Annotated in this window: 29 protein-coding genes; 8 read left to right on the top strand and 21 right to left on the bottom strand. The window is 67.7% G+C overall.

Translation table 11 applies throughout. The features are described 5' to 3' along the window. The first annotated feature begins 2 nt into the window (after positions 1-2). Both VMD91_02550 and VMD91_02545 read left to right on the top strand, forming a co-directional pair. Entirely contained in the window at positions 3-704 is a 702-nt protein-coding gene (locus VMD91_02550; protein ID HTW82932.1) for a YafY family protein, read from the top strand. Then, positions 701-1,357, top strand: coding sequence for a hypothetical protein (locus VMD91_02545; GenBank protein ID HTW82931.1), 657 nt, complete (start codon positions 701-703; stop codon positions 1,355-1,357). Before VMD91_02550 ends, VMD91_02545 begins: the two co-directional genes overlap by 4 nt. Here VMD91_02545 and VMD91_02540 read toward each other — a convergent pair. From VMD91_02540 to VMD91_02510, 7 genes are all read right to left on the bottom strand, one after another. After that, complete coding sequence (locus VMD91_02540; protein HTW82930.1) at positions 1,314-1,826, bottom strand: hypothetical protein; 513 nt, start codon at positions 1,824-1,826, stop codon at positions 1,314-1,316. The genes VMD91_02545 and VMD91_02540 overlap by 44 nt on opposite strands. Continuing rightward, positions 1,823-2,539, bottom strand: a complete 717-nt coding sequence (locus VMD91_02535; protein HTW82929.1) for an ABC transporter ATP-binding protein — start codon at positions 2,537-2,539, stop codon at positions 1,823-1,825. The genes VMD91_02540 and VMD91_02535 overlap by 4 nt, the downstream gene beginning before the upstream one ends. Next, a complete protein-coding gene (locus VMD91_02530) occupies positions 2,539-3,300 on the bottom strand; it encodes an ABC transporter ATP-binding protein (GenBank protein HTW82928.1) in 762 nt (253 codons plus the stop codon). The genes VMD91_02535 and VMD91_02530 overlap by 1 nt, the downstream gene beginning before the upstream one ends. Beyond that, on the bottom strand, positions 3,301-4,332 hold the full coding sequence (locus tag VMD91_02525) for a hypothetical protein (protein HTW82927.1): 1,032 nt from the start codon (positions 4,330-4,332) through the stop codon (positions 3,301-3,303). 1 nt (position 4,333) lies between these two features. Further along, positions 4,334-5,245 carry a branched-chain amino acid ABC transporter permease gene (locus tag VMD91_02520; GenBank protein HTW82926.1) on the bottom strand — a complete coding sequence of 304 codons (912 nt, stop codon included), beginning with the start codon at positions 5,243-5,245 and terminating at the stop codon, positions 4,334-4,336. Positions 5,246-5,252: 7 nt separating this feature from the next. Further along, positions 5,253-6,500: a branched-chain amino acid ABC transporter substrate-binding protein gene (locus VMD91_02515; protein HTW82925.1), complete on the bottom strand. Its 1,248-nt coding sequence runs from the start codon at positions 6,498-6,500 to the stop codon at positions 5,253-5,255. Positions 6,501-6,579: 79 nt separating this feature from the next. Then, positions 6,580-7,836 carry a branched-chain amino acid ABC transporter substrate-binding protein gene (locus VMD91_02510; GenBank protein ID HTW82924.1) on the bottom strand — a complete coding sequence of 419 codons (1,257 nt, stop codon included), beginning with the start codon at positions 7,834-7,836 and terminating at the stop codon, positions 6,580-6,582. A gap of 152 nt (positions 7,837-7,988) precedes the next feature. Here VMD91_02510 and VMD91_02505 point away from each other — a divergent pair, with 152 nt between their 5' ends. The 3 genes from VMD91_02505 (at position 7,989) to VMD91_02495 (ending at position 9,765) form a co-directional block, all read left to right on the top strand. Next, positions 7,989-8,387 carry a hypothetical protein gene (locus tag VMD91_02505; GenBank protein HTW82923.1) on the top strand — a complete coding sequence of 133 codons (399 nt, stop codon included), beginning with the start codon at positions 7,989-7,991 and terminating at the stop codon, positions 8,385-8,387. Between the two features lie 10 nt (positions 8,388-8,397). Continuing rightward, the gene (locus tag VMD91_02500; protein HTW82922.1) at positions 8,398-9,105 is read left to right on the top strand and encodes a hypothetical protein; all 708 of its coding nucleotides are present in this window, start codon (positions 8,398-8,400) and stop codon (positions 9,103-9,105) included. Between the two features lie 336 nt (positions 9,106-9,441). Further along, complete coding sequence (locus VMD91_02495; protein ID HTW82921.1) at positions 9,442-9,765, top strand: hypothetical protein; 324 nt, start codon at positions 9,442-9,444, stop codon at positions 9,763-9,765. Here VMD91_02495 and VMD91_02490 read toward each other — a convergent pair. The 9 genes from VMD91_02490 to cysK all read right to left on the bottom strand — a co-directional run bounded on the left by VMD91_02490 (position 9,723) and on the right by cysK (position 19,373). Beyond that, a complete protein-coding gene (locus VMD91_02490; protein HTW82920.1) occupies positions 9,723-10,466 on the bottom strand; it encodes a class I SAM-dependent methyltransferase in 744 nt (247 codons plus the stop codon). The genes VMD91_02495 and VMD91_02490 overlap by 43 nt on opposite strands. Further along, entirely contained in the window at positions 10,463-11,302 is an 840-nt protein-coding gene (locus VMD91_02485) for a hypothetical protein (GenBank protein ID HTW82919.1), read from the bottom strand. The genes VMD91_02490 and VMD91_02485 overlap by 4 nt, the downstream gene beginning before the upstream one ends. Further along, positions 11,302-11,571: a hypothetical protein gene (locus VMD91_02480; protein HTW82918.1), complete on the bottom strand. Its 270-nt coding sequence runs from the start codon at positions 11,569-11,571 to the stop codon at positions 11,302-11,304. The genes VMD91_02485 and VMD91_02480 overlap by 1 nt, the downstream gene beginning before the upstream one ends. 1 nt (position 11,572) lies before the next feature. Then, on the bottom strand, positions 11,573-12,556 hold the full coding sequence (locus VMD91_02475) for a hypothetical protein (GenBank protein HTW82917.1): 984 nt from the start codon (positions 12,554-12,556) through the stop codon (positions 11,573-11,575). Continuing rightward, positions 12,553-13,209: a hypothetical protein gene (locus VMD91_02470; protein ID HTW82916.1), complete on the bottom strand. Its 657-nt coding sequence runs from the start codon at positions 13,207-13,209 to the stop codon at positions 12,553-12,555. Before VMD91_02470 ends, VMD91_02475 begins: the two co-directional genes overlap by 4 nt. A gap of 12 nt (positions 13,210-13,221) precedes the next feature. Further along, entirely contained in the window at positions 13,222-13,728 is a 507-nt protein-coding gene (locus VMD91_02465; GenBank protein HTW82915.1) for a hypothetical protein, read from the bottom strand. Positions 13,729-13,908: 180 nt separating this feature from the next. Continuing rightward, positions 13,909-17,391, bottom strand: a complete 3,483-nt coding sequence (metH, locus tag VMD91_02460) for a methionine synthase (GenBank protein ID HTW82914.1) — start codon at positions 17,389-17,391, stop codon at positions 13,909-13,911. A 9-nt stretch (positions 17,392-17,400) separates the two neighbouring features. Beyond that, positions 17,401-18,408 carry an asparaginase gene (locus tag VMD91_02455; GenBank protein HTW82913.1) on the bottom strand — a complete coding sequence of 336 codons (1,008 nt, stop codon included), beginning with the start codon at positions 18,406-18,408 and terminating at the stop codon, positions 17,401-17,403. After that, complete coding sequence (cysK, locus tag VMD91_02450) at positions 18,408-19,373, bottom strand: cysteine synthase A (protein ID HTW82912.1); 966 nt, start codon at positions 19,371-19,373, stop codon at positions 18,408-18,410. The genes VMD91_02455 and cysK overlap by 1 nt, the downstream gene beginning before the upstream one ends. An 82-nt stretch (positions 19,374-19,455) precedes the next feature. Between cysK and VMD91_02445 the strand changes: the two genes are divergently transcribed. Beyond that, positions 19,456-20,430, top strand: coding sequence for an MBL fold metallo-hydrolase RNA specificity domain-containing protein (locus tag VMD91_02445; protein ID HTW82911.1), 975 nt, complete (start codon positions 19,456-19,458; stop codon positions 20,428-20,430). Continuing rightward, complete coding sequence (locus VMD91_02440) at positions 20,408-22,153, top strand: serine hydrolase domain-containing protein (GenBank protein ID HTW82910.1); 1,746 nt, start codon at positions 20,408-20,410, stop codon at positions 22,151-22,153. Before VMD91_02445 ends, VMD91_02440 begins: the two co-directional genes overlap by 23 nt. On the opposite strand, the gene VMD91_02435 is transcribed toward VMD91_02440, so the two are convergent. Continuing rightward, complete coding sequence (locus VMD91_02435) at positions 22,145-22,720, bottom strand: hypothetical protein (GenBank protein HTW82909.1); 576 nt, start codon at positions 22,718-22,720, stop codon at positions 22,145-22,147. The two genes, VMD91_02440 and VMD91_02435, sit on opposite strands and share 9 nt — an antisense overlap. A 188-nt stretch (positions 22,721-22,908) precedes the next feature. Continuing rightward, positions 22,909-23,187 (bottom strand): Lrp/AsnC ligand binding domain-containing protein, encoded by a 279-nt coding sequence (locus tag VMD91_02430; protein HTW82908.1) that lies wholly within the window; start codon positions 23,185-23,187, stop codon positions 22,909-22,911. Positions 23,188-23,201: 14 nt separating this feature from the next. Here VMD91_02430 and VMD91_02425 point away from each other — a divergent pair, with 14 nt between their 5' ends. Beyond that, positions 23,202-24,875, top strand: coding sequence for an ATP-dependent DNA ligase (locus VMD91_02425; GenBank protein HTW82907.1), 1,674 nt, complete (start codon positions 23,202-23,204; stop codon positions 24,873-24,875). Here VMD91_02425 and VMD91_02420 read toward each other — a convergent pair. The 3 genes from VMD91_02420 to VMD91_02410 all read right to left on the bottom strand — a co-directional run. Beyond that, positions 24,872-25,099, bottom strand: coding sequence for a hypothetical protein (locus VMD91_02420; GenBank protein ID HTW82906.1), 228 nt, complete (start codon positions 25,097-25,099; stop codon positions 24,872-24,874). The two genes, VMD91_02425 and VMD91_02420, sit on opposite strands and share 4 nt — an antisense overlap. Beyond that, positions 25,099-25,953: an enoyl-CoA hydratase/isomerase family protein gene (locus VMD91_02415; protein HTW82905.1), complete on the bottom strand. Its 855-nt coding sequence runs from the start codon at positions 25,951-25,953 to the stop codon at positions 25,099-25,101. Before VMD91_02415 ends, VMD91_02420 begins: the two co-directional genes overlap by 1 nt. Continuing rightward, positions 25,950-26,393 (bottom strand): hypothetical protein (locus VMD91_02410; GenBank protein ID HTW82904.1); only part of this gene is annotated, 444 nt, incomplete at its 5' end. The genes VMD91_02410 and VMD91_02415, both read right to left, overlap by 4 nt.

Raw genomic sequence — 26,393 nt, 5'->3', positions numbered from 1 at the left:
GCATGCGCCGCGCCGATCGCCTGTTCACGATCGTCCTGCTCCTTCGGGGCGGTCGGCGCGTCACGGCCCGCCAGCTCGCCGAGCGCCTCGAGTGCTCGGAGCGCACGATCTACCGCGACGTCGACGAGCTCACGCTGTGCGGCGTCCCGATCGACGGTGAACCCGGCCGCGGCTACGCGCTGCCGCAGCACTTCGAGATCCCGCCGCTGATGTTCGAACGCCACGAGATCGAGGCGCTCGTCGTCGGCGCGCGGCTGGTCGAGGCGTGGTGCGGTCCGAGCCTGGCCGCATCGGCGCGCTCGGCGCTGGCGCGCATCCGCGGCGTCGTGCCGACCGAGCTGCTCGACCACGTCGATCAAGCCCGCGTCTTCGCGCCGCGCTTCGGCCGGCGCGCGACGACCGAGCACTTCGACCTGCTGCATCAGGCCATCGGCGAACATCGCCGGCTCGCGATCGACTACGCCGGCGAGGACGGCACGCCGAGCTCACGGACGATCCGGCCGCTCGGACTCTACTTCTGGGGCAAGGTCTGGACGCTGGCCGCGTGGTGCGAGCTGCGCACGGACTTCCGCAGCTTTCGCATCGACCGCGTCGCGTCGGCGCGGCTGGGCGAGCCGTTCACCGACGAGCCCGACAAGACGCTCGAGGTGTTCTTGGCGCGCATCCGCGCACGCGAGGCGGCGCGCTCGCAGGACGCGCCGTGACGCCGCCGCGCACGGTCATCGGATTCAAGGTCCATACGGGCTGGACGACCGCCGTCGCGGTGACGATCGACGCCGGCCGCCTCGACCTGTCGGCACGCCGGCGCGCCACGCTGGTGCCCGACGACGAGTCCGTCCCGCGCTTCGTCTATCACGCGGCCGCCGAGCTCGACGCCGCGGCGGCCGCCGCACTCGTCGAGCGCGCGGCATCGGCCGTCGCGGCACGCGCGGATGCGCTCCTCGCGGAGTTGCTCGCGTCGATCGCCGAGCGCGGAGCCGCGGTGCACGCGGCCGGCGTTCTCACCAGCGGACGGCGGCACGATCCGGTTCCGGACCTCGCCGCGATCGTGCGCGCGCATCCGCTGATCCACGCCGCCGAAGGCCGGCTCTTCCAGCATGCGATCGTCGCCGCATGCGCGCGCCAGGACGTGCGCGTGCTGACCGTGCGCGAGCGCGAGGTGTGGGCGGCGGCCGCGGACGCGACCGGCGAACCCATCGACGCGCTGCGCGACCGGATCGACGGCCTGCGTGCGAGCGCGGGCGCGCCGTGGGGCGCCGACCACAAGACCGCCACGGCAGCCGCGCTTGCCGCGAGCGGCCTCCCGGTGGCGGTCAGCCGACGGGCGGGTAGCGCCCGATCGCGCGCTGGAAGCTGACGGCCACGACGCCGAAGGCGGCGGCCATCAGCGCGACCAGCGCGGCGTTGAGCGTGTACTCGTCGGCCGCGCTCTCGCCGTGCATGGCGAACCGCACCGCGAAGCGAAGCGCGATCGCGACGACCCACACGACGATCGTCTTCCAGGAGCCTTGCGCGCGCACGGCCGGATAGACGGCGCGCGGCGCGGGCTGGAAGGTCGTGAAGTACACGACGAACGCGCCGACGACGAGTCCGACCAGGACGCCGACGACCAGCTCGACGGTCAGCGTGAGCGGGTGCGGGTTCGGCGCCTGGAGCGCGCCGTAGCACAGCGCGATCGTAAACAGCGCCAGGATACCGGGCCGACCCCACAGACCGCGCGCCCGTACGACGCGGTCCTTCAGCTCGCGCACCGAGAAGCGGTACACGACCAGCACGACGATCACCAGCGTGATGAGCGTGCTCTGCGCTCCGGCGCTCCCGTTCATGCTTCTCCTCCAAGATACGCGGCGCGCACCGCGTCGCTGGCTTGCAATTCCGCCGAGGTGCCCGACTGCGCGATTCGGCCGACCTCGAGGACGTACCCGCGCCGCGCGACGGCCAGCGCCTGGCGCGCGTTCTGCTCGATCAGCAGGATCGTCGTCCCGGCCGCGTTCAGCTCGCGAATCACGCCGAAGATCGTCTGCACGAGCATCGGCGCGAGCCCCAGCGAGGGTTCGTCGAGCAGCAGCACGCGCGGCCGCGACATCAGCGCACGCGCCATCGCCAGCTGCTGCTGCTCGCCGCCCGACATGGTGCCGGCCTTCTGGTCGTAGCGCTCGCGCAGACGCGGAAAGACGGTCAACGCGCGTTCGGTGTCGGCCGCGATCTCGGCTTTCGAGCGGCGCGTGTAGGCGCCCAGCTCGAGGTTCTCGCGCACCGTCATGCGCGGGAAGACGCGCCGCCCCTCGGGCGATTGGCTGATCCCGGCGCGCACGATCTCGCTCGGCGAGAGGCGCGCCAGGTCGCGGCCGGCGAACACGATTCGGCCGGAGGTCGGGCGCAGCAGGCCGCTGATCGCGCGCAGCGTCGTCGTCTTGCCCGCGCCGTTGGCGCCGATCAGCGTGACGATCTCGCCCTCGTCGACCGTCAGCGAGACGTCGCGCAACGCCGTGACGCGGCCGTAGCGCGCGACCAGGTGCTCGACCTCCAACAGCGCCACTAGGCCGGCGCTCCCAGATACGCCTCGATCACGCGCGGGTCGGCACGCACCGCGGCCGGCGTCCCTTCGGCGATCTTCTCGCCGTGATCGAGGACCGTGATGCGCTCGCTCAGCTCCATCACCAGACCCATGTCGTGCTCGATCAGGAAGACGGTGACGCCGCGCTCGCGGATGCGCCGGATCAGCGCGACCAGCTCGCGCTTCTCGGTCGGGTTCAACCCGGCCGCCGGCTCGTCGAGCAGCAGCAGCTTGGGCTCCGAGGCCAGCGCGCGCGCGATCTCGAGCCGCCGCTGCAACCCGTAGGCGAGGTTGCGCGCCGTCGTCTCGGCGTCGCGCTCGAGACCGACGAAGCGCAGCAGCTCGAGCGCCCGCTCGTGCGCCGTCTTCTCCTCGGCACGCTCGCGCGGCGTGTGGAGCAAGTCGTCGAGCAACGTCGCGCGCAAGCGCGCGTGCTGGCCCGCCAGGACGTTGTCGATCACCGACATGAACGCGAACAGGCGGATGTTCTGGAACGTGCGAGCAACGCCGCGGGCGGCGATGTCGCTGGTCTTGCGCCCGGCGATCGCGGCGCCGTCGAAGGTGATGCGGCCGGCGCTCGGCGCGTAGATCCCGGTGATCAGGTTGAACACCGTCGACTTGCCGGCGCCGTTGGGTCCGATCATCGCGACGATCGAACCGGCCTCGACGCTGAAGCTCAGGTCGCCGACGGCGACCAGCCCGCCGAAGCGCTGGGTGACCCCGTGGAGCTCGAGCAGCGGCATCTAGTGCGGAGCCTCCGCGTACAGCTCTTGCTCCGCGGCGGCGGCGTCCGCGTCGTCGTCGGCCGCGTGCAGCTCGGCCTTGCGCTGACGGCTCGGCAACAGCCCCTCGGGCCGGAACAGCATCATCAGCACGAGGATGACGCCGTAGATGAGAAAGCGCGACGCGCTCAAGTCGACGTGCAGCCAGCTCGCGCTCTGCGGCAACAGGAAGCGGTCGAGGAACGAGATGACCAGCGACCCGACGATCACGCCCGGAATGTTGCCCATCCCGCCCAGCACCAGCATCGAGAGCAGTCCGACGCTGACGTTGAACTGGAACTGATCGGGCGAGACCAGCTGCAGCTTCGCCGCGTACGCGCAGCCGGCCAGGCCGCTGAACGACGCGCCCAGGGCGAAGGCGGCCAGCTTGGTCTTGGTCGTGTTGATCCCCATGTGCGCGGCCGCCAGCTCGTCCTCGCGGATCGCCATCCAGGCGCGGCCCAGGCGGCTGGCGCGCAAATTGTTGGCGAACCAGACCGCCGCCGCGATCAGCACCAGGATCATCAGGTAGTACGGCAGCGCGTTCAGACCGAAACGGTACCCGAAGAGCACCGGCTGATCGAGCGGACTGATCCCGTTCGGGCCGCCCGTCCACTGCGAGAGGTTCAGGAACGTCTGCGGGACGATCTCGCCGAAGCCCAGCGTCACGATCGCGAGATAGTCGCCGCGCAGCCGCAGCGTCGGCGCGCCGAGCAAGATGCCGAACACCGCCGCGATACCGGACGCGAGGAACAGCAGCAGCCAGAACGGCAGGTGGATGCCGAACTGCGGCGAGGCCAGCATCGCGAACGCGTACGAGCCGATCGCGAAGAAGGCCGCGTAGCCCAGATCCAGCAGGCCGGCGAAGCCGACGACGATGTTGAGCCCCAGCGCCAGCAGCACGAACGCGCCGGCATCGGCCAGGAAGTTCGTGAAGGCCCCGTTGCGCACGAGAAACGGCAGCACGATCGCGGCCGCGAACGCCAACAGGACGTTGCGCAGCTGGGGCTTCACGTCAGACCTTGGTGGGGAGCGACTCGCCGAGCAAGCCGGACGGACGGAAGATCAGCACCAGCACGAGCACCGAGAACACGACCACGTTCGACCACTGATCGCTGATGAATTGGGTCGTCAGCGCTTCGATCAGCCCGATCAGGAAGCCGCCCAGCATCGCGCCGGCCAGGTTGCCGATCCCGCCCAGCACGGCGGCGGTGAACGCCTTCAGTCCGGCGGCGAAGCCGTTGAAGAACCAGGTCGAGCCGTAGTAGACCCCCGAGACGAAGCCGGCCGCGCCGGCCAGCGCCGAGCCGATCAGGAACGTCAGCGCGATGGTCGTGTTGATGTCGATCCCCATCAGCTGCGCGGCGTCGCGGTCCTGCGCGGTGGCGCGCATCGCTTTGCCCAGCCGCGTGTTGTAGACGAAGGCCTGCAGACCGATCATCATGACCACCGCCAGCACGATGACCAGGATCTGCTTCATCTGGATCGCGACCAAGCCGGTGGTGAAGGTCGGATTCGGCACGACGTCCGGGAACGGGATCGGCGAGGGCCCGTGCCAGTATTGCATGAGGTTCTCGAGGATGAACGACATCCCGATCGCGGTGATCAGCGGCGCCAAGCGCGGGGCGTTGCGCAGCCGCCGGTAGGCCAGCCGCTCGATCAGCACGCCCACGATCCCGCACAGCAGCATCGCGCCGACGATGGTGACCAGCACGACGCCGATCAAGGCCGGCCCCGTCACGACGCCGGTGACGCCCAGCAGCCCGAGGATCATCAGCGAGAAGAACGTGCCGAGCGTGTAGACGTCGCCGTGCGCGAAGTTGATCAGCTCGATGATCCCGTAGACCATCGTGTAGCCGAGCGCGATCAGCGCGTAGATGCCGCCCAGCGAGAGCCCGTTGACCAGCTGCTGGAGGAAGGTCTCCACCGGCGGTTCAGTCGAGCACGAGCTGCGCGCGGGTGATCGGTTTGCCGCCCACGACCTGCTTGAGGGTCAGGATCGGCGCGGTCGTGTCGCCGTTCGCGTCGAAGCTGATCGTCCCGATCGCCGAGGGGAAGTCTTTGGTCGCGGCGACGTTGGCCAGCACGGCGGCGCGCGTCGGCATCGCGCCGTTGTCGGCCTTGATCGCGGCCGCGATCGCCGCGATCTCGATCTGTGCGGCGGTGTACGCGTTCGCCGAGTAGGCGCCGATGTCGGCCTTGAACCGCTTGCGATATGCCGCGACGAACTGCGCCGCGGTCTGCAGCTTCGCGGCGTCGGGCGCCGCCAGGCTATAGTACGTGTGATCCGCCATCGGGCCGGCGACCTTGAAGAACTCCGAGGTGCCGATGCCGTCGCCGCCCATGAACGGCACGCTCTGCATGCCGACGTCGGCCATCTGGCGGCGCAGCAGCGCGCCGCCCGTCGAGACGTCGCCGCCGTAGAAGATCGCGTCGGGATGGGTGGCGTGGGCCTTGGTGAGCAGCGCTTTGAAGTCTTGCTGGTTGGCGGTGATGTGGTCGTGCCCCAGCACCTTTCCGCCCAGTTGACCGAACGAGGGATCGAAGACGTCGGCGAGGCCCTTGCCGTACGTCTCGTTGTCGTCGATCACGTACACGTTCTTCCAGCCGAGCTGGCGCGCGAACTTGGCCAGCGCCAGGCCTTGCCGGCTGTCGCGCGTGCAGACGCGGAAGTACGCGATCGTGTCGGGGTGCGAGGAGCGCAGCGCCTTGGCGGCGTCGCCGATCGTCAACCCGTCGTTGGTGTTGGCCGGCGAGATCTGCGCCAGACCGGCGTCGTTGGTGATCGGAATCTGCGCCTTGGCGACGTTCGAGTTGTACGGCCCGACCATGGCCAGAACGGACGGGTCGGCGGCGAACGTCTTCGCGTTCTGCGCGCCCGCGGCCGGATCGTGCTTCCCTTGCACCGTGTCGTCGAGCACTTCGGCTTCGAGCTTGTACTTGCCGCCGGCGAAGCCGGCCGCGTTCGCCTGCTCGACGGCGAGGATCGCGCCGTTGGCCGACGGGACGCCGACGGCCGCGTCGGCGCCGTTCATCGGAAAGTCGATGCCGATCTTGATGACGTTCCCCGCCGGGCTCGCTGCGGTGGAACCCGAGGAGCCCGAGGGCGAGCCCGAACAGGCCGTCAGGGCGAACGCCAGACCGGTGACCAGCACGGCGCGAGGGGAAGAAGACCAACGCATGCGCGACTCCTAGGGCATATACCGGGAGCGAGTTGGACCCAAGTACGCCCGGCCGGACCGACCGCCCTGCGGTCGTTCGTCAGGACGGCGGCAGGGTGATCTGGTCGACGGTGTGGGGCGTCGAGCCGACGATCCGAACCAGGCTCAGCACCGGCGCCGTCGTGTCGCCGTTGCGATCGAAGCCGACGACGCCGATCGGTGTCTGCAGGTCGTGCGTCGCCGCGACCTCGTGCAGCACCTCGGCGCGGGTCGGGAGCGCGCCGTTGCCGGCGTCGATCGCCGCGGCGATCGCGGCGATCGCGACCTGCGCCGACGCGTACGCGTTGGCGCTGTACGGGCCGACGTTCTCGCCGAAACGCTTGCGGTAGGCGGCGACGAACGCGCGCGCCGAGGGCAGCTTGGTCGCGTCCGGAGCGGCGACGGCGTAGTAGGTGTCGTTCGCCATCGATCCGGCGACGTCGATGAACGAATGGTCGCTGATCCCGTCACCGCCCAGCATCGGCACGCCGGCGAGCCCCGCGTCCGCCATCTGCCGGCGCAGCAAGCCGCCGCCGGTCGAGGTCGTGCCGCCGAAGAACACCGCTTGCGGCCCCAGTGCCTTCGCCTTGGTGAGCAGCGCGTGGAAGTCTTGCTGGTTGGCCAGAATGTGGTCGCGCCCGACGATCTGCACGCCCAGCCGGCGGGCCTGCGCGACGAACACGTCGGCAAGGTCCTTGCCGTACGTCTCGTCGTCGTCGACGACGTAGATCTTCTTCCAGCCCTGCTTGTGCGCGAAGGCGGCCAGCGCCGCGCCTTGACGGCTGTCGCGCGTACAGACGCGGAAGAACGCGTTCGTGTCCGGATGCGCCTCGCGCAGCGCCGCGGCGTCGGGACCGACGGTGAGGCCGTCGCTGACCGTCGAGGGCGCGATCTGCGCCAAGCCGGCGTCGTTGGTGAGCGGGATCTCCGACTTGGCGACGTTCGAGTTGAACGGTCCGACCATCGCCAGCACGCTGGCGTCGGCGATGAACGTCTTGACGTTCTGCGCGCCGGCGGCGGGATCGTGCTTCCCTTGCACCGCGTCGTCGAGCAGCACCGGTTTGAGGACGTACTTGCCGTGCGCGAAGCCGTGCGCGTCGGCCTGCTCGATCGCCAGCACCGCGCCGTTCGCCGTCGGGCGGCCGTCGGAAGCGTCCGCGCCGCTCAGCGGCAGGTCGATCCCGATCGCGATCGTGCCGGCCGCCCCGGGGCTGGCCGCGGCGTTCGCGCCCGAGGATGCCGCGCCGCCGTTCGAGGAGCATGCCGCGAGGGCGACCAGCAACGCGGCCGCGGAGGCGCGGCCGACGAAAGAGACCATGGCGTTTGCCTACGCCCGGCCGCCACGGCGACCCTCCGAAAAAGGAACCTCTTTGGGGCCGATTTCTCCAGGCTTTTACCAGCTTGCCTTGCAATGCTACCGGCATGTCGCGTTGGCTACGAGGTTCGCTCTTTGCCCTGCTCGCGGCAGCGGTGCCGCTTTCCGCGCTCGCGCAAGGCGAGGTGCGGATCGAGCAGCACGACGGCTCGAACACGCTCTACCCGGGCGTGCGGATCGGGGTCGCCGCCGACACGGTCACCTTCACCTTGCCGAATTCGCAGCATGCGATCGTGGTGACGGGGAAGGACTGTCACCGCGAAAACGGCGTGCGCGTCTGTGACGGCGCCGAGGTTTGGTTCGACCGCTACGGCGTGAACGAAGAGCTGCGGCTCACGAAAGCCTTCGTCTTCATCAACGACACGCACCGCGAGCTGCCCATCAAAGGCTCGCGGGTCGAGCTGAGCCCGAACACGCTGCTCGTCGAGATCCTGACCAAACGGGGCACGTACATCACCGGTCGCGGCTGGGTCGACTCGTCCGGTGGAAAGTAGCGAGGACGCGATGCACGCGACCATCGGCACGACCCTCCGGTGCGCCGGCGCGCTGGCGCTGACGCTCACCCTCCTCGGTACCGCGGCGGCACCGCCGCGGCCCGGCGGCGGTGGTGGCGGCGGGGCACCGCGATCCGCGCCGTCCGCGCCGCGCTCGTACGCGCCGCCGGCGCGCTCGTACGCACCGCCGGCACGGTCGTACACGCCGCCGCAGCCCGTGCAGCGCGCGGCGCCGCAGCCGGGCTTCGACCTGCACGGCGACACGTCGAACAGCGGGCGGATCGTCGTGCCGCAGTACCAGCCCGCGCAGACCGCGCCGCAGGCGCAACGCGGTTATCAGCCGATCGCGCGCCGTCCGCCGCCCAACCTGCACCGCGTGATCGTGCACAACCCGCACAACCATCCCAACTGGGGCTGGCACGGCGGCACGCCGTGGGTCCCGGTCCTGACGTTCTGGGGCGGCGACTTCTGGGGCGACATCGCGCCCGGCGACATCGGCGCGCAGTATCCGCTCACGTTCGTGCCGATCGCACCCGGCAGTCCGGGCGCGGAGCTGCTGCAGGACTATCAGCTCACGCAAACCGACTGCAACACCGACGCGCCGCTGGTCGTCATCGACGGTCCCGACGGCAGCGTCATCTGCGCGATCCCCAACGCCGTCGTCGGACCCGGAACGTACACCGTCGATCCGTCGACGCTCACGCTCGAATCCATCTAGCAGTTCCGCTCGAGCGTAGCGCTCACGATTCTTTCATCGGGCTGTAAAGCGATTGCCAGCCCGCAATGCAAGACTGGCGTTGGAAGATCTTCGTTCCGAAAGCGAGGGACTGCAATGCGAACGATGCTCCGAACAGCCACGCATCTCACCAGCGCATTCGCGCTGGCGCTCTGCCTGATGGGCGTGAGCGGACCACACGGCGGTGGTGACGACTCGCGCCCGGCGCCGCCGGCACCCGTCGAGCGCGCGGAGCCTGCGGCGCCGGTCGAACACACCGCTCCCGCCTCGCCGGCCACGGCGGCGGACCGCGGACCCGGTCCGATTATCCGACGCGACGTGCCCGTGGGACCGGTCACCGCACCGCCGCCGGCGGCGCAGCCGCAGCACCACCACGATCGTGACGATCACGCCGGGACGAATGCGTCGGTGAGCAGCAACGACACGCTGGACAACGTCGACGCCGCCCTCCGTACCGTCGGGATCGCCGCGCATCTGTTCTTGACGACCTATCGTCTGGACGAGACCGCCTGCATCGCCGGCGCGCCGCTCGTCGTCATCGACCAGCCCGACGGGACCGTGACCTGCGCCGTGCCCAACGCCTTCGTGCGGGCCGGCACCTATACGGTCGACGTGCGCTCCTCGACCCTTCTGCCGCTGTAGGGGTCGCGCCGGCGCCCCGTCGCGATCAGGTGGTGCATGAAGCCGCCGTCGTGGTGCGCCTCGACGGCGGCGAACGCCGGCTCGACGACGGCCAGGAAGTCCTCCAGCGGCGGACTCGTCATCCGATGACGACCGCCGCTGTCGTCGTAGAGCCACTCGGAGAAGTCGTCGCTGCACGGCGTCACGCCGAATCCGGTCCGCTGCGCGTAGAGCGAGCGATTGAACTCGGCCAGATCGCGCCCGACCAAGACCTCGACGTACAGGGCGCCGCCGGGCGCGATCCAGTCGAGCGCGGTGCGCAGCAAGGCCAGGATGTGCCCGCGGTCGCGCAGGTAGCAGTAGCCGGCCCAGAAGTTCGTGACCAGATCGAAGCTGCCGGTCGGAAAGGCCGCCCGCGTCATGTCGTCCTGCACGAAGCGCGCACCCGGCGCGTTGGCGCGTGCGCGGGCGAGTTGCGCGGCGCTCTGGTCGAGCCCCGTCATCTCCGCGCGTCCGGCGAACGCCGAGAAGTGCCATCCCTGACCACAGGCGAGGTCGAGCCAGCGCGGCCGCGCGGCGGGCAGCGCCGCGACGATCCGCTCCAGGTTCGCCACGTTCAGCGCGTGCTTGCGCGCCCACGGCGTCAGGTAAAGCGACGGGTAGGCGTCCGCATACGCGTCGCGATAGATCGTCACCGGCTCGTCGTACATCGCATGCCTCATGCGCCGACCGGTTCCGCCGCGATGTCGCCCGGCTCGTAGAGATAGCGGCCCAGGTCGCCGCGGACCGGTTCCGCGCCGGCGACCTTGTTCTGGATGCAGCACCAGTGAAAACGCGCGCGATCGTCCGGCAGCGGGCGCTCGCAGTGGACGGCCGCACCCCAGCGCACGAAGACTTCCGCGCAGGCCTCGAGCGGGAGACGGTGCTGAGCGTAGTTGCCGTAGAAGTGGACGAACAGATCGCCCGGCCGATAGAAGCGCGGGTGGTTCTGCAACCCGTCAACGTAGCCGATGCGGCGCAGGTCAGCCGGCTCGCGTTGCAGCAGCGCCGTCATCGCTTCTTGTTCGCCGATTCCGTCCCACAGCTCACCGTGCGAGACGAACTGCGTCTGCTCGTAGGCGCGCGCGAGGAACGCCCGCGACCAGGGCGAGGAGCGAATCAGGAAGACGCCGGTGTTGATCGGCATCCGCGCGAGCCCGGTGGCGAGCGGGACGCCGAGGAACCGAAAATACGCTTCGTGCGACTGGACGATCAGGTCGTACGCCGGATCGCACAGCGGCTCGAGACGCCGCTCCGGCGCGAAGATGAGCGCATCGCTGTCGGCCCACAGCACCCACGGGTACGACTCGAGCGCGGCCAGCAGGGCGGGCAGCTTGGCCCAGCACGCCGGGCGATCCGGTGCGACCGGCACCGTCTCGATGAAGTCGTAACCGTGGCGCGCGCAATACCGACGCCGGTTCTCGATCGCGAGACGGCCGAGGACTTCGTACTTGAAGGTCGGGTTGTGCGCCGGCACGTCGTTGAACGTGATGACGGCCGGCGCGACACGGCGTGCCATCAGCCGCCTCGCAGCCGTCGCGCGGCGCGCAGGACGCCGCCCGGCATCGCCATCAGGGCGAAGGCCGGAACGGTCCAGCGCGTGTACAACGCCCCACGGTAGAGCAGCGCCAGCGTCCCGGGCGCGGCACCGTAGCGCGCGTAGAGCTCCAGTGCCTCGGGCGCATCGACCGCGACGCGGCGGATCCAGCCGGCCGAGAGCGCCGCCACGAGCGCCGAGAGCGTACGGCACTTCGCACAGGTCGCGCGGTAGAGCAGCATCGGTCGCATCTCATTCCTTCAGATAGACGTTCAGGCGCGCGCGCCGCTGCCGGTCGACGCCGAACCCGAGGAAAGCCGGCTCGGCCCAGCCGTCGCGCAGTGCGGCCTCGATCCCGGGCGATTCCAGCCCGTGATCGGCGGCAAGCCGTTCGGCAGTCGCGTTCCACTGCGCCGGTGCGTACGGTAAGCAATGCGCGCACACGTCGACCTTCGCGTCGGCACTCGTGCCGTCGCGCAGCGCGTAGCTGGTGCTGAACACGAGCCCCGAGCTGAGAATGCTGTGCCGTCCGACGACGCGCTCCAGCACGTCGCGGAACGCGTCCTCGCGCAAGAGCGCGATGCCCAGCGACGCGAGGACGACGGGCCGTTCCAGCCGCCAATAGATCTTCAACCGCGCACGATCGTCGCCCGCGGTCTCGTAGCCGACGCTGACCGGTTGCGCGCAGCCGCGCAGCGCGTCGATCGCGTCCTCGGCCTCCTCCGGCGCGGGGAGCAGCGCCTGCACGCAGGTGCGAACGCGTTCCCAATCCGCGCACGCACCGTCCCAGCGTGCCTTGACGTAGACGGCACGCTCGGTACCGCGCACGCCGCTGGCCAACCAGAGCACGCCGCGCAGCGCCTCGACGCGGTCGGTGATCGACGCCGGCAGGAGCGCCGTCACCGTGCGCGCGGCCAACACGCCGCTCGGCGTCGAGCCGAACAGCGCGATCGAGGCGGCACGTCCGGCCGCGACCCGCGCGCGGATCGTCGGCGCGGACGCGCCGGGGTCGCCGATGAGCCGGACCGCACGACCGCGCGCGTGCGCGGTGACGCAGACCTGCAACGGCGTGCCGTCGTTGTTGAGCGTCGAGCGGATCACGCCACGCTCGCCGGAACGTGGACCGAGCACCGCGGCTCGCGCGGCGACGACAGCCGCCGTATCCGCGCCGCTGAGGTCGGCAGCGGCGCGCACCAGCGAGCGCAGGTGGTGGCCGCGTTCCGGCAGCGTCGTCATTGCTGCTGCACGATGCTGGTCTGGCCCGCGAAGCCTTTCGCGCCGGGCAGACCGGATTTGCCTGCCTTGCCGGGATTCCCACCCTGTGCCTCGGCGCCGTTGTCGCCGGCGTCGCCACCGGCGCCGCCCGCGCCGGGATTACCGCCGGCACCGGCTTGCCCGCCGGAGCCGATCGTCGAGTTCAGTTGGAACTGGCCGCCGGCTTCGATGGTGGTGTAGAGCGCGACGATGTCGGGGCCGTTGCCGCCGGCGCCGCCGTTCCCGCCATTGCCGCCGTTGCCTCCGTCGCCGCCGTTCCCACCGGCAGCACCGTTCGTGCAACCGCTGCCGCTGCCGCCGTTGCCGCCGGCGCCGCCGCTGCCGCCGTTGCCACCGTTGCCCCCGTTGCCGCCGACACCGCCTTGCGCGATGCATTGCACGCTCCCGATCAGCTGACCGATCTGGAATTGCAGCGGGCTGGGCGGCGGCGCGTCGCCACCGTTGGAGCCGTCGGAACCGTCGGTGCCGTGGCCGCCCGGGCCCGCGGCGGTCGGTTGATCGGTGCTGTCCCAGTGACAGACGGCCGCGTTGCCCGTCGACCCGCTGAAGCCGTTGCCGCCGTTCGTACCGTTGGGGCCGTTCAGGCCCGAGGCGACCGTATACACAAATGACATGTCATGCTCCCCTTACGCGACCTGCAAGATCACGGAGTCGACTTTGAGCGCGCCCTGAGCAGCTTTCACTTTGGCGCCCTTTTCGAGCACGATCTTCCAAGCCGAGAGGACGTTCTGTCCGGGGCCCATCGTCAGCGTGCTGTTCGCGCCGACCGTGATCGTGTAGAACGGCCAGAAGATGATCTGGAAGTTCTTGAAGTACTTTTCGATCGCCGACTGATACGCCGAGACCGAGCTCGACTCGCCGAATAGGTACGCGGCGGCCGCGGTGCGGATGGCCGCGGTGGCCTCGGCGGTGAGCGCGCTCGCGGCCACCTTCGGCATCACGACCTTGGCGCGGTCGAGCTTTCCGGCGCTGTACAACGTGTCCGGTAAGCCGATCCACGACTTCAACTCCGACAGACTCGTCGTCGTCAGCGTCTGGGGTTTGACGGCGCTCTTCGAGTCGCTGACCGAGAGCGTCATCTCGGAATTCGCGGGCACGACCAGGTCGGCTTGAGCGACCGCGGTCGGTGCCACGCGATAGACGGCAAGTCGCTTCTCGAAATTCGCTCGATCAGCCGCCGGCAAATTGGCAAGGGTCGTCGCCATACGTGTTCCTCTCAATCGATAGCGTGCGAAATCCAGCTACCGGCGAGAAGGTACGCTCGCGCTCTTACTGACTACTTACGGCGCCCGCGCAAACGCGCGTGCACCGGATCACACCGTTGCGAGCTCGCGTGTCGCGGCAGCGTTGAAGTACGCCGCGCGCGGATGATGGATGACGATCGCCGCGGTCGACTGCTCGGGCGTGATCTGATACGCCGACGTCAACGACGCGCCGATCGCGCGTTCGACGTCGAGCAAGCGCCATACCAGCTCGTGCTGGCTCAGATCCGGGCAGGCGCCGTAACCCCACGAGTAGCGCTTGCCGCGCTCCGGCGCGAGTCCCAGCTCCGCACGGATGCGCCGGTGCGTGCGCTCAGCCAACGCCTCGGCCGCCTGCACCGAGAACCCGTGCAGGAAGTACGACTCGCTGTAGTCGCCGCGCTGCTGCGCGGCCTCGACGCGCCGTGAAGGCTCCTCGCCGACGGTGACGACCTGCAGCGCGATGACGTCGCCGGCGCCGCCGTTCACCGGTTCGCGCACGTAGTCGGCCAGACACAAGTGCTCGCCGCCGGCCTGACGCGCGAAGGTGAAGCGCGCGATCTCGCGGGCGGGGTCGCGCGGATCGTACACGATGACGTCGTCGCCGCTGCCGGCGGCCGGGAAGTACCCGTACACGACGCGCGGATCGAGCAGCGGCTCCCGTTCGGCGAGTGCCTGATACCGCGCCAGGCGCGGCGCGAACTCCTCGCCCACCAACCGGTCCCACGCTTCACCCTTGGTGCTGGCGCCGCCCCACGAGAGCCGGTACAGCGACTTGAGGTCGTAGCACGGCCACAGCTCGCGCACGTCGACGTGCGGCAGCGTGCGCGCACCGAGGAACGGCGCGTGCGGTACGTCGGCGACGCCGACCTCGGCGCGTGCGGTGCGTCCCTCGGGACGCGGCGCCGCGATCGCGCCCTGATCTTTCGCGCGCAAGGCCTGCGCCTCGCTGCGAACCTGCTCGACCAGCGCTTCGCGCGCTTCGGGCGCGGTCAGCGCGTCGAGGATCTCGAGCCCTTCGAAGGCGTCCTTGGCGTAGAACACGCCGGGGTCGAAGAACGCGTCGGCCGCGAACGCGGTGCGCCGCCCGAAATCGCGGTTGATCGCGGCGCCGCCGATCACGACCGGATACGAGAGCCCCCGCGAGATCTGCTCTTTGACCAGCGTCGGCATCTGCTTGGAGGTCGAGACCAGCAGCGCCGAGAGGCCGATCGCGTCGGCGTCGACTTCCTGCGCGCGCTCGAGGATCGTTCCGACCGGAACCTGCTTGCCCAGATCGTGGACGGTGTAGCCGTTGTTCGAGAGGATCGTCCCGACCAAGTTCTTGCCGATGTCGTGCACGTCGCCGAAGACCGTCGCCAGCACGATCACGCCTTTGCTGACGCCTTCCTTGCGCTCGAGGAACTGCTCGAGGTGCGCGACGGCCTTCTTCATCACCTCGGCCGACTGCAATACGAAGGGTAGGATCAGCTCGCCGGCGCCGAACTTGTCGCCGACCTCTTTCATCGCGGGCAGCAGGACGTTGTTGAGCACGTCGACCGGGTCGCGATCGCGCAGCGCCTCGTCGACCTTCGCCTCGATGCCGTCCTTGCGGCGGCGCAGGATCGCCTGGTGGATGCGTACCTCGACCGGGGCGTCGGCATCTTCGTCGACGGCGGCCGCGCCGTCGCTGCTGACGGTGACCGACTCGAAGTGCTCGATGACGCGCTGCAGCGCGTCGGGCCGGCGGTTGAACACCAGGTCGTCGCAGAGCTCGCGCTCGGTCGCGTCGAGCTCCGCGTACGGCTTCACGTCCTTCGGGTTGACGATCGCCATGTCGAGCCCGGCCTCGACGCAGTGGTGCAGGAACACCGAGTTGAGCGCGTGACGCGCGGCGGGCTTGAGGCCGAAGCTGACGTTCGAGACGCCCAGCGAGGTCAATACGCCCGGCAGCGCGGCCTTGATCGCACGAATCCCCTCGATCGTCTCGACGGCCGAGTCCAGGTACTCGGCGTCGCCGGTCGCGAGCGTGAAGGTCAGGTCGTCGAAGATCAGCGCGCCGGCCGGAATCTCGTACTCGCCGACGACGATGTCGTGGATGCGCTGCGCGACCTCGAGCTTGCGGGCCGCGGTCTTGGCCATCCCGGTCTCGTCGATCGTGAGCGCGACGACGGCGGCACCGGCTTCCTTCACCAGCGGCAGCACCGAGTCGACCTTGTCGCGGCCGTTCTCCAGATGGACCGAGTTGACGACGGGCCGGCCGGCGTAGATCTTCAGGGCGGCCTCGAGCACCTTCGGCTCGGTCGAGTCGATGACGAGCGGCGCTTCGACCGATTGCGCCAAACGCTTGACGATGGTCGCCATCTGCGCGTCTTCGTCGGTGCGCTCGGTGAGCGCGGTGCAGATGTCGAGCAGGTGCGCGCCGCCCTCGACCTGCTCGCGGGCGACCAGCGTGATCTCGTCGTAGTCCTCGGCCAGCAGCAGACGCTTGATCTTGCGCGAGCCCTGCGCGTTGACGCGCTCGCCGATCAGCAGCACCGTCCCTTCCTGCCGCAGTGCGACCGCCGTCATCGCCGACGCGGCCAGCTGCAACGGCTTGGGCTCCGGCCGGCGCGGCACGTGACCGCCGGCCTCGAGCGCGTCCAGGCCGGCGCGGAACGCCGCGATGTGCGCCGGCGTGGTGCCGCAGCAGCCGCCGATCGCGTTGACGCCCAGCTCGCGCACGAACGCGATCAGCTCGCGCGACATCTCGGGCGGCGTCTCGGGATAGATCGTCTCGCCCTTGGGGCCCATGCGCGGCAAACCCGCGTTCGGCACGACGCTCACGAAGCAGCGCGAGCTCTCGACCAGGTAGCGGATGGGGTCGCGCATGTGCGCCGGCCCGGTCGAGCAGTTGAGCCCGATGACGTCGATCGGCAGGGCATCGAGCGTCGCGGTGATTGCGCGGATGTCGGTGCCGAGCAACATGCGGCCCTCGGTGATCAACGTCGGCTGCGCCTGAATCGGAACGCGCCGCATTCCGCGACCGAACTCACGCGTGATCCCGGCGATGGCGGCCTTGAGCTCGAGCAGATCTTGCATCGTCTCGAGCAAGAGCAGGTCGGCGCCCCCTTCGACCAGTCCACGAGCTTGCTCGCCGTAGATGCCGGCGAGTTGTTCGAAGGTGACTTTCGAGAGCGTCGGATCCGAGGACGAAATGAGCATTCCGGTCGGACCCATCGCGCCGGCCACGAAGCGCGGGCGATCGGGGGTCGCAATCGCGTCACACGCCTCGCGCGCGAGTTCCGCCGAGCGGCGATTGATCTCGTGCGTTTTGTCGCCGAGCCCGAATTCGTCGAGTTTGAGCCGCGAGGCGGTGAACGAGTCCGTCTCGACCACGTCTGCGCCGGCCTCGAGATAGGCGGTATGGATCGCGCGTATCGCGTCCGGGCGCGTCAGTACGAGCGCCTCGTAGCAGCCCAAATACCGGTCGCCGCCAAAATCCTTGGCGGACAGTTCAAGCGCCATGAGCTGTGTGCCCATGGCGCCGTCGTAAATCAATACCCGCTCTTGCAGCAGGCGCAGATAGTCACGCAATTTTAGTGCTTACGTACTCGCTTGTTCGACGGCGAAGTCAGAGACTGCGCGGATCGCTCCGACGGCATGCCCTGCCCGATTATACACGATCGGCTCGATGAAGGCGGCTAGGGCGGTCGCATGGGCGGCCGGACTACCTAGAGCGCGCAACATCGCCAACACCGCCGGTCCGCGCGCACGGGGGGTTCCGTCGAGGACTTTGAGCGCCGTGCCGATGCCCTGGGGGATCAGCGTCAGGCCATGGACGCCCTCGGCACCCGATTTACACGCGAGCGCTCCTGCACCGGCGCTCATCACCCGCGTGTCGAACTGTCCCGTCCCGGAAACGTATTCGGGATGCGACACCATCGCGTCGCGTACGACGAGCAACGCTTGCGCGTCTCGCGGCGAAAGTTCGGTCAGCGATCCAAAGCGCGCAAAGGCCATCGCCGCTCTCCGCAGTCCGGTAGCGTAGACCGGAATCCCGCAGCCGTCGATGCCAAGCGGCCACGTTGCCGGGTCGTCGTCGGAAAGACGCGCACAAAATGCCAGGATATGCCGCTGCGCCGGATTGTCCACGTCCATGTACGTCGCCACATCGCCGCCCAAGGCGCGACAGAGCGCGAGAATACCGGCGTGCTTGCCCGAACAGTTATTGTCGATCGCGGTCGGCGCTTTACCGTGACGGAGCATGTCATGTGCAGCCGCTTCGTCGTACGGCAAATGCGCGCCGCATTGCAAGGCCGATTCGTCGAGCCCAATCTTTTGCAAGAGCGAACGCACCGCCGCGATGTGAAACGGCTCGCCGACGTGCGAGGCGCTCATGACGGCAATCTCGCGCATATCGAGATCGAACGCCTCGCGGACGCCGGCCTCGATTGCCGCCGCAGCGATGAACGGCTTGGCGGTTGAACGCAGAAAGACCGGCGATTCGATATCGCCGGCCTGTAGGATCACGTCACCGCGCGCGGTTGCCGCGCAGGCGGCGACGTGGTGGACGGACTCTACCAGGTCGCCGCGCGTGACCTCAACGTGCATCAAATAACGAGCGCGGGTTCGACCACCACCGCTTCTTGATCGGCGAACACCGGATTGCTCAGGTAGCGCTCGCCGGTGTCGCAGCCGATCGTGACGATCGTTTTGCCGGCCGACTCGGGACGCGCCGCGACTTGTAGCGCCGCCCACACGTTCGCACCGGCAGAGATGCCGACAAGCATGCCTTCCTCGCGTGCGAGGCGTCGTGCGGTGGCGATCGCATCCGCATCGGTCACCCGGATCACCTCGTCGTATACGTGAGTGTCGAGCACTTTGGGAATGAATCCGGTGCCGGTGCCTTGGATTTTGTGCGGCCCGGGGGCACCCCCCGTAAGCACCGGCGAAGCATCCGGTTCGCCGGCAATGACTTTGACGCCGGCCTTGCGTTGCTTGAGTACTTCGCCGACGCCGGTGATCGTGCCGCCGGTGCCGACCATTGCGATGAAGATATCGACGGCGCCGTCGGTGTCGCGCCAAATTTCTTCGGCGGTCGTGCGGCGATGAATCTCGGGGTTGGCCGGATTCTCGAATTGCTGCGGCATGAAATATTTGTTCGGCTCAGCCGTATAAATCTCCAACGCCTTCGCAATCGCACCCTTCATGCCGTCAGCACCCGGCGTCAGAATGACCTGCGCGCCATACGCTTTCAACAGACTGCGCCGCTCGATCGTCATCGTGTCGGGCATCACCAGAATGCACTGATATCCCTTAGCAGCCGCCACGAAGGCGAGGGCGATCCCGGTGTTGCCGCTGGTCGGCTCCAGGATCTTCATCCCGGGAAGCAGGCGCCCGTCACGCTCGGCCGCCTCGATCATCGAGACGCCGATGCGGTCCTTGACGGATCCGGCGGGATTGAACGACTCCATTTTAACCAGCACCGTGCCGCCGAGCCCCTTGTTGAGCCGCGGGATCTTGACGAGGGGCGTATTGCCGAACGTGTCGGCCAGGTTCTCATAGATGCGTGCCATAGTTTCTTCTTTAACCCCATCCCATCGGCATACTGTTGCGCGGCTGGAGTGAATCCCGCCACGCCGAACGAATGTTCGGGAGGTGTTCTCTCGCTCTCAGAAGTCCCTCTACGTCGAAGCGCTCGACCTGTGGATCGACAGCCTGCGCTCGCAGCAGCGCTGCTACGTATCGCACGGCCATAGCGATCATGCGCGCGAACACCGGACGCTGGTCGCGACTCCCAACACCGCACGCATTTGCCGCGCCCGGTTTGCGCGGCACGCGGCGGTCGCATTTGAAGAGCATGCCTTTAACGAGCCCTGGGAAGAGCGTGATTATCGGCTGAGCCTCTTCTCGGCCGGCCACATCCTCGGCAGCGCGCAACTGATGATCGAGGGCGAAAGCGGACGCTTCGTCTATACCGGCGACTTCAAGTTGCGCACCTCGCTGACGGTCGAACCCCCGGAAGTCAAACGCTGCGATGTCGTCTTGATGGAGTGCACCTACGGGCGACCGCAGTATGTTTTCCCGCCGCACGACGAGGTCGCGGCGCAGATGATCGCTTTCGCGCGCGAGACACTCGACGGCGACGCGGTACCGGTGTTCTTCGCCTATTCGCTCGGCAAGGCACAAGAGGCGATGGCGATTCTCGGCGGTGCCGGGTTGCCGCTAACGGTGCACGACGCGGTCTATACCTTGGCACAGGTCTACGCTGCGTGTGAGGTGCCGCTGCCTCCGTACACGCGCTACGACGCAGCGACCTTCGATAGGCGCAGCGTGCTGATTTGGCCGCCCGGTGGAAAGGCGTTACCCAAGGCGCTGCGCAAGACACCGGTACGCACGGCCGTGCTGACCGGCTGGTCGCTCGATCGCGGCGCGCTCCTCCGTTATGGAACGGAGCGCGGCTTCGCGCTCTCCGATCACGCCGATTATCCCGCGCTGTTGCAATACGTCGAACGGGCGCAACCGCGCAAAGTGCTCCTCAACCACGGTTGCCGCGATTTCGTCTACCGGCTGCGTGCACTCGGCGTCGACGCCGAGTATATGGAGGACCATGCGCAACTCTCGCTTTTTTAGCCTTCTTCTGGCCCTCGGATTCGCCGCGCAAATCGCGCCTGCGCCGGCGCAGACATCGTCGACGGCACCGACGCTCGACGATGCGATCGCCGCGATTCGCGCCTACGCTCCGCAAGCGCTGAAGGATCAGGGCGCGCCGGGGATGTCGGTCGCGATTACCGACCGCACCCACACGCTGGCGATCATTACCGTAGGCATGGCGGACGTTGCGAGCAAAACGCCGGTCGGCCCTGACACGCGTTTTCCGATTGGTTCGATTTCGAAATCGATGACGACGGTTGCGCTGCTGCAGTTGCACGACAAAGGCCTCATCGATCTGAACGCGCGGGTGCAGCAGTATTTACCGTCGTGGTCGATCCACTCGAAGGGTGCGCCGATTCTGGTTCACCAGCTCCTCTCGCACACCGCAGGCGTGCCCGACGACTACACCTTCCAGCAATACGGCTTCGCGATCGCGGCGCTGCGCAACGCGCACACGCTCTTTCCGCCCGGCACCGCGTGGTCATATTCGAATGACGGCTTCGGCACCGTCGGAGCGATCGTGGCTGCGGTCTCGCGCGACAGCTGGCAAACCAACATCGAAAATCACGTCTTTGCGCCGCTCGGCATGAGCGATAGCTTTGCGGTATTCAACGATCGCACGCTCTCGGCTCCCACCGCGACCGGCTATCAATTCCGCGATGCCGACTACGTCGCCGCACCGCCGCATCCCGTGCTGATACCGTCGCCCTTCACCGACTTCGTCGATCCGGCGGGCTCCGTGATCTCGACGCCCGGGGATATGGCAGCATACATCCGCTTCTATTTGAACGGTGGGAAGGCCGCAAACGGCGCGCAGCTGCTCAAACCCGCGACCTTCGCGGCAATGACCAGCGCCGACCATTTCAACGATGGCGCGCCTGACGTAGCGAAGCATGTGGAATTAGCGGAGTGGCCCGCGTTTTATCACGAATACGGCTACGGCCTCTCCGTTTTCCACACCGGCGGGGATCATCTCGTCGGTCACACCGGCGGCGTCTCGGGATACACCGCCTGCTTTCAAGCCAATCTCACCCGCGGTTTCGGTGCGATCGGCCTATCGAATCTGGTCGAAGCGCCGCTGCACCCATGCGCGATCGTGAAGTATGCGATGGCGGTGCTGCGCGCACAGAGTCTGGGACAGCCGTTGCCGCCGCCGCCCTCCGGACCGCCGATCGCTCCGCCGAAAATCGCCGCGAGCGACTACGTGGGCACCTATCGCAGCGCGAGCGGTACCGGCGTCGTCGTCGCTAACGATAACGGCACGCTCGCGCTGCACGACGGCGCGAAGAGTTATCAACTCGTCGCCGCGGATCGGGACATTTTTTGGACCGACGATCCGCGCTTTACGATCTTCTACGTCGCATTCGAGCGCAATAAGGCCAAGGCCGTCGACGGCTTCACCAACGGGAGCGCGTTCTACGTCAACGGCAAGCACGCCGGTCCTACCACGTTCGCGCATCCCGCCGCGTGGGATCGACTCGTCGGCCGCTACGAAAACTCGATCTTCGGCTCGCCGGTCGTCATTCGCGTCGTCATCGTCAAGGGCAAACTGACCACGGACGGCCTCAATCCCCTGCGCACAAACGCCAACGGAACCTATACCCTTGGCGATTCCACGGTGCGCTTCGACACGCTCTTCGAGGGCAAGATGCAGCGGCTGTGGCTGGACGGCGCGGATCTGTACCGCATCGAACTACCGTAACGGTTCGAAATCGCTGAGCGAAATCTCGGCCGACATGCTCGCCGGTCCGCGCTCGCTTTCCGCGTGCATACTGAAATGCGCGCCGGTCATGAGGTAGTACGGCCCCGTCGTCGCAAAACGTAGTTCAGCAGAGCCTTGCGCCGCGACCGCGCCGCTGCCTTCCACCGATTCCTGATAGTCGAGCGCACAGAAGAGTCCGGTTCGCTGGTTGATGACCGTCGCGACGAGCGGATGCGAATCAGCATCGCGTACCGCAATGACCTGCTGCCGCCAGCCGGGCTCGCCGTTGGGACAGGCCTCGTCTTGCTCGTGCACGACGCGGTAGATCGCAGCCGGCGCAGCGGCGACGACGACGATCGTGGGCAACCGCACGTCGACCGCCGCCGACGACGGCGCGGGCGAGCGTGCGGCATGCACGAGCATGCTGCGATGCTCCATCCAGCCAAACGCCGACCCCCAGGTTGGGTTCAAGATCGGCGACGGCGCGCTTGTCGACGTCAAGCTGAGGTCGGCTTCGTACGAGGCGTCTGTACGTAGGCCGGCGCCCGGAAAGAACACGACTTTCATGGCGGTAGCGCTTACCGTGCCGCCGGTAGTAGCAATCCGTACCTGATAATGCAGCGCCGGCGGAACCGGTAGTGCGTTCATACGCGCGATTGCCGATTTAAAGTGCGCAGCTGCCGTGCTGAGGTCCTCGCCGTTCGACTGCGCGCGCGCATTCGTAGCGGCTGAGACGACCAGGAGCGCAATGACCGCTAGTCGATACCGATGTCCCAAAGCAGCCCGAGATCTTTCTTGGCGAACGTCTTGAACGCGATCAGCGTCTCGGTGTTCTCGATCCCTTCGAGCGCCGCGACGTGCTCGGTTACCAGATCGTTGAGATCGTCGTGCGCTCGCACGCGAGCCACCGCGACGATGTCGAATGGACCGGCTACCGAGTAGACCTCGGCAATGCCGTCGATCGCGAGCAGATCGTCGGCAATCGACCGGAGGTGCGTGCGGGAGACGTTCATCAGGATGAAGGCCGTTACCATGGAAAAGAGCTTCCATGATCGCCTTCGCCCGCACCTGCGCCGCCGTTGCCGCCTCGAGCGGAAAGCTCGAGAAAGTCGCCATCCTCGCGGCGTATCTACGCGGCCGCGACGATGTCGATCTGGCGCCCGCAACGCGCTTTTTCACCGGCAACCCATTTGGCGCACGCGAGCAGAAGCAGCTCTCGATCGGCGGTCGTACGATCGTCGAAGCGGCGGAGCACGTCTGGGGCGTCACCGCCGCCCAACTGCGTGCGGGTTATCGCGAACACGGTGACCTCGGTGACGCGCTCGGTCCGCTTGCGCGCGAATCCGTCGATCTCGCGCTCTTTCACGACGAACGGCTAACGCCGTCCTCGCTGGCCGCGATCTTCGAAGAGATCGCCGCCGCGTCCGGACGCGCGGCGGGAAAGCGGCGGCTTCACTTGTGCGAGCGCATCTTGGCCGCGTGTGGCGACCCGCTCGAAGCCACGTACGTGATCAAGATCATGACCGGCGATCTGCGGATCGGCTTGCGCGAGGGATTGGTGCTCGACGCGATCGCCGCCGCATTCGACGAGACGCAGGAGCGAATCCGGCGCGCGGCCATGGTGAGCGGCGACGTGGGCGCCGTCGCGGCTGCGGCCCGGCTCGGCAGGCTCGATGACCTTCGCATGCGGCTCGGGTCGCCAATCGGCTTCATGCTCGCCTCGGCGATGGCGTACGGTGAGCACTATACGGATTTGGCGGGTCACGCCTGGTTCGCTGAGGACAAGTACGACGGCATTCGAGCCCAGGCGCACGTTGACGGCGCGCACGTCACGCTCTTCTCCCGCACCCTCAACGACGTGACGCGCTCCTATCCGGAGATCGCGGCGGCACTTCGGGATCAGCCGCGGCGCATGATGCTCGACGGCGAGATCATCGCCTCGCGTGACGGCAAAGTGCTGCCGTTTCGCACGCTGCAGGCGCGGCTGCAGCGCAAGGAGATCGATGCGCGGCTGCTGGCAGAAGTGCCGTTGCAGTACGTGGTCTTCGACGCGATGACGATCGGCGATGCACTCCTCCTCGACCGGCCGTTGCACGAACGGCGCTCGCGGTTGGCGGAAGCGCTCGTGCCGAACGCGCATCTGCTTCTCGCGCCCTTCGAACGCTTCGAACTCGAGGTAAGCGCCGAGGAGATCAACGCGCGCTTCGAGGCTGCGCGCCTTCGCGGTCACGAGGGTGCGGTGTTCAAGCGTGCGGACTCGCCCTACGTGCCGGGCCGGCGCGGTAAGTGGTGGCTCAAGCTCAAGCGCGAGCTGGCGACGCTCGACGTGGTGGTGGTAGGCGTGGAGTGGGGCCACGGTAAGCGCGCCAAAGTGCTTTCCGATTACACCTTCGCGGTGCGCGGGAGCAACGACGAACTGCTCACGATCGGCAAAGCCTATTCCGGGTTGACGGATGCCGAGATCGCCACGCTCACGCCGTGGTTTCTCGAGCATCGCGTCGACGGACCGGGGTACGGGCGTGCCTTCGCGGTCGAACCTCGTATCGTGCTGGAGGTCGCGTTCGACATCGTCCAAAGGAGCGCGCTGCACCAGAGCGGCTACGCGCTGCGTTTTCCACGTATCGTGCGGATTCGTGACGACAAACCCGTCGACGAGATCGACACGCTGGCCAACGTCGACGCGGTCTACGAAGCGATGCTGGAGCGCGAGAGGGGTGGTTAGCGCCGGTTGCGCTGCTCGCGAATGCGGCGGGCAAGCTCCTCGGGTGAAGGACCGCTCGGCGTTAGCCGCTGCCCGGTGAGCGTTCGATGCACGTGCGCGCCGCCGACCACGGCGATCAATGCGATCGCGAATCCGGCGTACCAAAGCCGTCCGGGAACGGGAAAACCCGAGACGCTCGCCAGAATGACCGCGGCCAACGACGTCAGCGTCTCCCAGCGGCGCACTATGTGTTCTTGAAGCGCGCGACGCGTTTTTCGGTGTAGGCGCCGATGCCCTCTTTCGCGTCGTCGCTCTTGAAGAGCTGAGCCTGCAGCTCGCGCTCGAGGGCGAGCGCGTCCTGCAACGGAAGCTCCCAGCCCGTCTGCACGCTGCGTTTGATGAATCCCACGGCCATCGGCGCTTTGTTCGGGGTGCAGAACTGCCGCGCATAATCGAGGATCTGCGCCCGAAACTCGTCGGCCGAGCCTTCATAGATATCGCTGACGATGCCCCAATCCAATGCCTGTTCGTAGCTGAAGGTCTTGCCCAGCGTCATCAACTCGATGGCGCGCGCTTTGCCGACGAGTCGCGCTAGGCGCTGGGTACCGCCGGTTCCGGGCAGGACGCCGAGTGAAACCTCCGGCAAGCCGATCTTGCCTGCGTCCTTGCGCGCGATGCGGATGTCGGCCGCCATCGCGATTTCCATGCCCCCGCCGACGCAGTGCCCGTTGAGCGCGGCGACGATGAGCTTGGGCGTCTGTTCCAGGCGATTGAGCGTTTCGTTAGCGTGTAAGCAGAAATTGTATTTGAACTGCGGACTGACTGCGCCGAGCATCGCTACATTCGCGCCGGCCGAAAAGAACTTCTCGCCCTTACCGGTCACGACGATGACTTCGATCGCATCGTCGAACCGCGCATCGAGTATTGCGTCGTCGAGCTGTCGCATCATCTCGTGGGTGTAGGTATTCGCCGGCGGGTCATCCATCTCGATGAACCCAACATGGCCGTCCTTCCAGGCGTTGACGACGCGTTTACCGTCGAAGACGCGCGCTTCGCGTCCGAACGCGGTGATCTCAGCCTTACCGTTCGTAGTCGTCATACGTTCTTGCCTTTCGGGGCGATCCAGTCCGGACGCTTGAAGAATTCCTTGAGGGCGATTTCATCCGCCTCGTTCGGCAGCACGGTGGGCGCATACGTCTCCCATTCGGCCGCCGTCAGTTCGCGACCGTCGGCAGCGTAGTGTTTGCCTGCGAACGCGCCGATCCGACGATTGAAGCGCATGTCCGGCACGTAGAACGCCGTCTTGCTCGCGTTGACCTCGTTGACGCGATCCACGGTCGCTTGCACCTCCGCATAGAATTGCTCGCGCGCGCGTTCGTTGAGATGCTCCCTATCGGCCGCGTGGCTTGCCTTGTCCTCGTCGACGCGGCCCTTGATCCCCCACGCATACGCCCATTGCGCCGAACCGGAATGGTCGGTGCCGAACAAATCGAGTGAACCGGAGATCCACTTGTTGTAGTACTTCTGTTGAATCTCGAC

Source organism: Candidatus Sulfotelmatobacter sp., from assembly GCA_035504415.1.
GTDB lineage: Bacteria > Vulcanimicrobiota > Vulcanimicrobiia > Vulcanimicrobiales > Vulcanimicrobiaceae > Vulcanimicrobium.
The sequence above is the reverse complement of the archived record's forward strand: the minus strand, read 5'-3'. Positions and strand labels throughout refer to the sequence as shown.